Origin of the sequence: Streptomyces sp. NPDC056480, from assembly GCF_042795405.1 — a bacterium.
Classification (GTDB): domain Bacteria; phylum Actinomycetota; class Actinomycetes; order Streptomycetales; family Streptomycetaceae; genus Streptomyces.
The window spans coordinates 1-6,607 of the sequence record NZ_JBHTSA010000211.1 but is presented as its reverse complement, the minus strand read 5'-3'; the positions used below and the strand labels follow the sequence as shown (position 1 = coordinate 6,607).

The following is a 6,607-nucleotide window of genomic DNA, read 5'->3' as shown; positions in this document are numbered from 1 at the left end:
CGGCTGCACCGGGCCGCGGCCGAAAGACTGCTGGAAACGGAATCATCTGCCTACGAAATCCGCAGTGGGTCGATCGAAGATTAGTACTTTGAAAGGCTAGACAGCGGGAACTCCTTCATTAGACTGGGTGCGCCGCGTTCGAACGTGGTCTGCCCCGGTGCGCCGCAGTGCATCCGGGTATGTATCGCAGTGCCCCATGTATCCCCCCTGATTCAAGGACCGTGATCGACGATGAAGGTCGGCATCCCCCGCGAGGTCAAGAACAACGAGTTCCGCGTGGCCATCACCCCCGCCGGTGTCCACGAGCTCGTCCGCCACGGCCACCAGGTCTTCGTCGAGCAGAACGCCGGTGTCGGCTCCTCGATCACGGACGAGGAGTACGTCGCCGCCGGCGCCGAGATCCTCCCCACCGCCGACGAGGTCTGGGCCACCGCCGACCTGTTGCTCAAGGTCAAGGAGCCCATCGCGGAGGAGTACCACCGCCTCCGCAAGGACCAGACGCTCTTCACCTACCTGCACCTCGCCGCCTCCCGCGAGTGCACGGACGCGCTCCTGGAGTCCGGCACCACCGCCATCGCGTACGAGACCGTGGAGACCGCCAACCGCGCCCTCCCGCTGCTCGCCCCGATGTCCGAGGTCGCGGGCCGCCTGGCCCCGCAGGTCGGCGCCTACCACCTGATGCGCTCGGTCGGCGGCCGCGGTGTGCTCCCCGGCGGCGTCCCCGGCACCCACGCCGGCGAGTGCGTCGTCATCGGCGGCGGCGTCTCCGGCTGGAACGCCACCCAGATCGCCGTCGGCATGGGCTTCCACGTGACCCTGCTCGACCGTGACATCAACAAGCTCCGCGAGGCCGACAAGATCTTCGGCACCAAGGTGAAGACGATCGTCTCCAACGCCTACGAGCTGGAGAAGGCCGTCGTCGAGGCCGACCTCGTCATCGGCGCCGTCCTCATCCCGGGCGCCAAGGCCCCGAAGCTGGTCACCAACGAGCTCGTCGCCAAGATGAAGCCCGGAAGTGTCCTTGTCGACATTGCGATCGACCAGGGCGGCTGCTTCGAGGACTCGCACGCGACCACCCACGCCGAGCCGACCTTCCAGGTCCACAACTCGGTCTTCTACTGCGTCGCCAACATGCCGGGCGCGGTCCCGAACACCTCCACCTACGCCCTCACCAACGCCACGCTGCCCTACATCGTGTCGCTGGCGAACAACGGCTGGGCCGAGGCGCTGCGCCGCGACGCCGCCCTCGCTCTGGGCCTCAACACCCATGACGGCAAGGTGGTTTACAAGGAGGTCGCCGAGGCGCACGGTCTCGAGCACGTCGAGCTGGGCACCCTCCTGGGCTGACCCTCCCGGCACCGCCGTCAACGCGTGCCGTCAATGCCGCACACCCGGCCGGACCTTGTTCGACAAGGTCCGGCCGGATGTGTGTCCGGACCCGGCGGAACGTTCGGCCAACTCGCCTCGAACGTAACCCTTTAACCGTTTCGCACACCCCTGAAACGTGTGGATGCATGCCTGCGCACCCTTGACAGAGAGGTGTTCGGTTGCCGACACATCGGGCCGGGTCCGGCGGATTGTGTTGCTGCGGAGCGGTGACACGCCATAGAGTCGCCAACCGTCGGCATGGTGCCACGCTGACCTATCGATAAATGTTCCTGGTGACATCCAAGGAGGTAAGACGACTTGTGAATGAGTCGACAATTACTCCCGGGAGCGGTGCGCCAGGTGCTCCGATCGGCTCCGTCGCGGTGCGGACCTTCGCGACGCACCAGCCCATGACGACAGCCCACACGATGAAGACGATGGACGGCCTACACGTGAACGCCACGGCCGGCAACGAGATGGGCCGAGAGTCCACCCACTTCGCCGCCTTTGACGAGGTGCCCGAGGGGCACTTCTACGACCCCGACGCCGAGTACGAGCCCGACCCCGAGTACGCGGCCACCCTCGCACCCGACGCTGCCCGTCAGCGCCGCGAGCGGATCGGCCCGACGGGACGGCCCCTGCCGTACTTCCCGATCCCCGGTCCGCTGACGGACCACGGACCCGCGAAGATCATCGCGATGTGCAACCAGAAGGGCGGCGTCGGCAAGACCACGTCGACCATCAACCTGGGTGCCGCGCTCGCGGAGTACGGACGACGGGTGCTGCTCGTCGACTTCGACCCGCAGGGAGCCCTGTCGGTCGGCCTCGGCGTGAACCCGATGGAGCTCGACCTCACCGTCTACAACCTGCTCATGGAGCGGGGCATGTCGGCGGACGAGGTCCTCCTCAAGACCGCCGTACCCAACATGGACCTGCTGCCGAGCAACATCGACCTCTCGGCCGCCGAAGTCCAGCTCGTCAGCGAGGTCGCGCGCGAGTCGACGCTCCAGCGCGCCCTGAAGCCGCTGATGAACGACTACGACTACATCGTGATCGACTGTCAGCCCTCGCTCGGCCTGCTGACCGTGAACGCCCTGACGGCGGCTCACAAGGTCATCGTGCCGCTGGAATGCGAGTTCTTCGCGCTCCGCGGAGTGGCGCTGCTGACCGAGACCATCGAGAAGGTCCAGGAGCGGCTCAACCCCGAGCTGGAGCTCGACGGCATCCTCGCCACGATGTACGACTCCCGTACCGTGCACAGCCGTGAGGTCCTCGCGCGCGTCGTCGAGGCCTTCGACGACCACGTGTACCACACGGTCATCGGGCGGACGGTGCGCTTCCCGGAGACCACGGTCGCCGGCGAGCCCATCACCACGTACGCCTCCAACTCCGTGGGCGCCGCCGCCTATCGTCAGCTCGCCAGGGAGGTGCTCGCCCGGTGTCACGCCGAGTGAGTCTGCCCGGCGCCGACGAACTCTTCCGTACGACCGGGGGGACGGCGCTCCAGGCGTCCGCACCCCGCCGGGCCGTCCCGGCACCCGCGGGCGAGAGCGACACGACGGCGGCCGAGGGCTCCGCGGAGCACACGGCGGCCGACTCCGAGGCGTCGGAGCCGCGCGCCAGGACGGCGGAGCCCGAGGGTGCCGCCGCTCCGAAGCAGGCGACGCCCACCGCCGCGGTGCCCGCCCCGGCGGCGGCCCGGCGGCGCGGCGGCAGGGCCCCGAACCGGCGGCCCAGCGGCCGTGAGCGGCACGACGAGAAGATCACGGTCTACGTCTCCGCCGAGGAGCTGATGGACCTGGAGCACGCCCGTCTCGTCCTCCGGGGCGAGCACGGTCTCGCCGTGGACCGGGGCCGGATCGTCCGGGAGGCCGTCGCGGTCGTCCTGGCGGACCTGGAGTCCCGCGGCGACGCGAGCATCCTCGTGCGCCGCCTGCGCGGCCGCTGACGGTAGCCTGCGGGCTGCCGCCGCTCTCCGTTCCCCTGGACCTCCATGCACCACGCCCCTGACGAAACGTCCCGCCCACCCCGCCGCCGCGCCCTGGGGCGCGGCCCGGCCGACCCGGAGGGCCCCGCGGAGGCGGAGGCCGCGGGAGCGGGGACGGGCTGGGACGGCCACGGGACGGCGGCGGGCCCGGCCGACGACGCCGTCGCGGAACGTACGGCAGCCGGGGCCGGCGCAGGTGCCGGTACCGGTGCCGGTGCCGGTGCCGGTGCTCTGACCGAGCCCGCGATTGCGCCCGGGCGGGATGCCGGGCTCGGGACTGCGCTGGAGGCCGTGCCCGGGGACGAGAGTGGGCCCGAGGCCGAACCCGGAGTCGTGCACGAGCCCGCGCCTGTGGCTGCGCCCGGGTCTGGGCCCGCGCCTGTGGCTGCGCCCGCGCCTGAGCCCGTGGGCGGGGGTGACGGTGGGGACGGGCGGTTCACCGTGCGGTTGGCCAATTTCGAGGGGCCCTTCGATCTGCTGCTTCAGCTGATCACCAAGCACAAGCTCGACGTCACCGAGGTCGCCCTCTCCCAGGTCACCGATGAGTTCATGGCGCATCTGCGGGCCCTCGGGCCCGACGGGGACCTCGACCAGACCACCGAGTTCCTCGTCGTCGCCGCCACGCTGCTCGACCTCAAGGCCGCCCGGCTGCTGCCCGCCGCCGAGGTCGAGGACGAGGCCGACCTCGCGCTCCTGGAGGCCCGCGACCTGCTCTTCGCCCGGCTCCTCCAGTACCGCGCGTACAAACGCATCGCCGCGATCTTCGAGGAGCGCTGGGAGGCCGAGGGCCGGCGCCACCCCCGTACCGTAGGACTCGAACCCCACCACGCCGAGCTGCTTCCCGAGGTCGTCATCTCCATCGGCGCCGAGGGCTTCGCCAGGCTGGCCGTCAAGGCCATGCAGCCCAAGGCCGAGCCGCAGGTGTACGTCGACCACATCCACGCCCCGCTCGTCAGCGTCCGCGAGCAGGCCGCCGTGGTCGTCTCGCTGCTGCGGGAGCGCGGCACCGCGCTCTTCCGGGAGCTCATCGAGGACGTCGGCGACGACACCCTCACCGTCGTCGCCCGCTTCCTCGCCCTCCTGGAGCTCTACCGGGAGAAGGCCGTCGCCCTCGACCAGGAGACCGCCCTGGGGGACCTCACGGTCTCCTGGACCGGCGGGGAGGGCGATCCCGCGGCGGCCGTGACCGACGAGTTCGACCAGGAGACCACCGCATGAGCGACCTCAAGCCCTCTCTCGAAGCCGTCCTCATGGTCGTCGACGAGCCCGCCACCGAGGCGCATCTCGCCAAGGTCCTGGAGCGCACCCCCCGCGAGGTGGCCGACGCCCTGCGCGAGCTGGCCGACGAGTACACCGTGCAGGGCCGTGGCTTCGAGCTGCGGCAGGTGGCCGGCGGCTGGCGCTACTACACCCGCGCCGCCCACGCCGCGGCCGTCGAGGCCTTCGTCCTGGAGGGCCAGCAGGCCCGGCTCACCCAAGCGGCCCTGGAGACCCTCGCGGTCGTCGCGTACCGCCAGCCGGTCAGCCGTTCGCGGGTCTCCGCGGTCCGCGGAGTGAACTGCGACGGGGTGATGAGGACCCTCCTCCAGAGGGGTCTGGTGGAGGAGACGGGCGCGGAACCCGAAACAGGTGCGATCCTGTACAGGACGACGAACTACTTCCTGGAGCGGATGGGCCTGCGCGGCCTGGACGAGCTCCCCGAGCTCGCGCCCTTCCTCCCCGAGGCGGAGGCGGTCGAGCCGGACTCTCTGGAAGGGGTCCCGTCGTTCGATCCGGATGCACCGGATCGTGAGGACGACGACGACAAGACGGAAGTTTGATGCGAAGCAGCAGCGGCAGGAACAGCAGCGGAAACAACGGCGGGAGCCGTGGTGGCAACAGCGGCGGCCGCGGCGGCAGCAGCGGTGGCGGCCGTGGTGGCAGCGGCGCCGGCGGTGGCGGCTACCGGGGCTCCGGTGGCGGCAGTGGCAGCGGTGGCGGTGGCGGCTACCGGGGCGGCAGCAGCGGTGGCAGCGGCAGTGGTGGCGGCTACCGCGGCGGCAGCGGCGGCGGCAGTGGCTCCGGCGGCGGTGGCTACCGCGGCGGCAGCGGCTCCGGTGGCGGTGGCTACCGCGGTGGCAGCGGCTCCGGTGGCGGTGGCTACCAGGGCGGCGGCCGTGACGGCCAGAAGAGCCCCAGCAACCCGCGCCGGCCTCGCCCCGAGGAGCGCTCCTACGACGTGAGCCCTCCCGCCGAGGCCCCGAAGAAGGGTCGCGGCTCCGCGGCCCGCGGCGGCGCCAAGGGCGGCCCCAAGGCCCCTCAGGGCGGCATGCCGCCCCGTCGTGGCCCGCACGGCCAGCGCCAGGCCCCGGCCCGCTCGCGCGAGCTCGACGCCAAGATCGAGCAGCGCAACCGGGAGCGGTACGAGAACCGGCCCGAGATCAAGACCCCGAAGACCTTCCCCGGCGCCGAGCAGGAGGGCGAGCGGCTGCAGAAGGTCCTCGCCCGCGCCGGCATGGGTTCGCGGCGTGCCTGTGAGGAGCTCATCGAGCAGGCCCGCGTCGAGGTCAACGGCGAGATCGTCCTGGAGCAGGGCAAGCGCGTCGACCCGGAGAAGGACGAGATCAAGGTGGACGGCCTGACCGTCGCCACCCAGTCGTACCTGTTCTTCGCGCTGAACAAGCCGGCCGGTGTCGTCTCCACCATGGAGGACCCGGACGGCCGCCAGTGCCTCGGCGACTACGTCACCAACCGTGAGACGCGTCTCTTCCACGTCGGCCGGCTCGACACGGAGACCGAGGGCATCATCCTGCTCACCAACCACGGTGAGCTGGCCCACCGCCTCACGCACCCGAAGTACGGCGTGAAGAAGACCTACCTGGCCGCCATCACCGGCCCGCTGCCCCGCGAGGTCGGCAAGCGCCTCAAGGACGGCATCCAGCTGGAGGACGGCTACGCCAAGGCCGACCACTTCCGCGTGGTCGAGCAGACCGGCAAGAACTACCTGGTCGAGGTCACGCTGCACGAGGGCCGCAAGCACATCGTGCGCCGCATGCTCGCCGAGGCGGGCTTCCCGGTCGAGAAGCTGGTCCGTACGGCCTTCGGCCCGATCGGTCTGGGCGACCAGAAGTCGGGCTGGCTGCGCCGGCTCACCAACACGGAGGTCGGCATGCTGATGAAGGAAGTCGGCATGTAGGGCCTTCCGGCCTCCGCAGTACCTGAGAAGCCCGTGAGTATCCGCGGTACCTGAGAAGCCCGTGAGTACCCGAGAAG

The 6,607-nt window shown here is 70.8% G+C and carries 6 protein-coding genes; all 6 read left to right on the top strand.

Going from position 1 to position 6,607, the window contains the following annotated elements; genetic code table 11:
- Positions 1–231: 231 nt before the first annotated feature.
- The 6 genes from ald to ACFQ79_RS39745 all read left to right on the top strand — a co-directional run bounded on the left by ald (position 232) and on the right by ACFQ79_RS39745 (position 6,530).
- The gene (gene ald, locus ACFQ79_RS39770) at positions 232–1,347 is read left to right on the top strand and encodes an alanine dehydrogenase (protein WP_329277265.1); all 1,116 of its coding nucleotides are present in this window, start codon (positions 232–234) and stop codon (positions 1,345–1,347) included.
- Positions 1,348–1,796: 449 nt separating this feature from the next.
- Entirely contained in the window at positions 1,797–2,822 is a 1,026-nt protein-coding gene (locus tag ACFQ79_RS39765) for a ParA family protein (protein WP_037637819.1), read from the top strand.
- Positions 2,807–3,316 carry a hypothetical protein gene (locus ACFQ79_RS39760; protein WP_383593071.1) on the top strand — a complete coding sequence of 170 codons (510 nt, stop codon included), beginning with the start codon at positions 2,807–2,809 and terminating at the stop codon, positions 3,314–3,316. The genes ACFQ79_RS39765 and ACFQ79_RS39760 overlap by 16 nt, the downstream gene beginning before the upstream one ends.
- A 45-nt stretch (positions 3,317–3,361) precedes the next feature.
- Positions 3,362–4,573 carry a segregation and condensation protein A gene (locus tag ACFQ79_RS39755; protein WP_383593068.1) on the top strand — a complete coding sequence of 404 codons (1,212 nt, stop codon included), beginning with the start codon at positions 3,362–3,364 and terminating at the stop codon, positions 4,571–4,573.
- The gene (scpB, locus tag ACFQ79_RS39750) at positions 4,570–5,175 is read left to right on the top strand and encodes an SMC-Scp complex subunit ScpB (RefSeq protein ID WP_055599421.1); all 606 of its coding nucleotides are present in this window, start codon (positions 4,570–4,572) and stop codon (positions 5,173–5,175) included. The genes ACFQ79_RS39755 and scpB overlap by 4 nt, the downstream gene beginning before the upstream one ends.
- Complete coding sequence (locus ACFQ79_RS39745) at positions 5,175–6,530, top strand: pseudouridine synthase (RefSeq protein WP_383593065.1); 1,356 nt, start codon at positions 5,175–5,177, stop codon at positions 6,528–6,530. The genes scpB and ACFQ79_RS39745 overlap by 1 nt, the downstream gene beginning before the upstream one ends.
- Positions 6,531–6,607 lie beyond the last annotated feature (77 nt).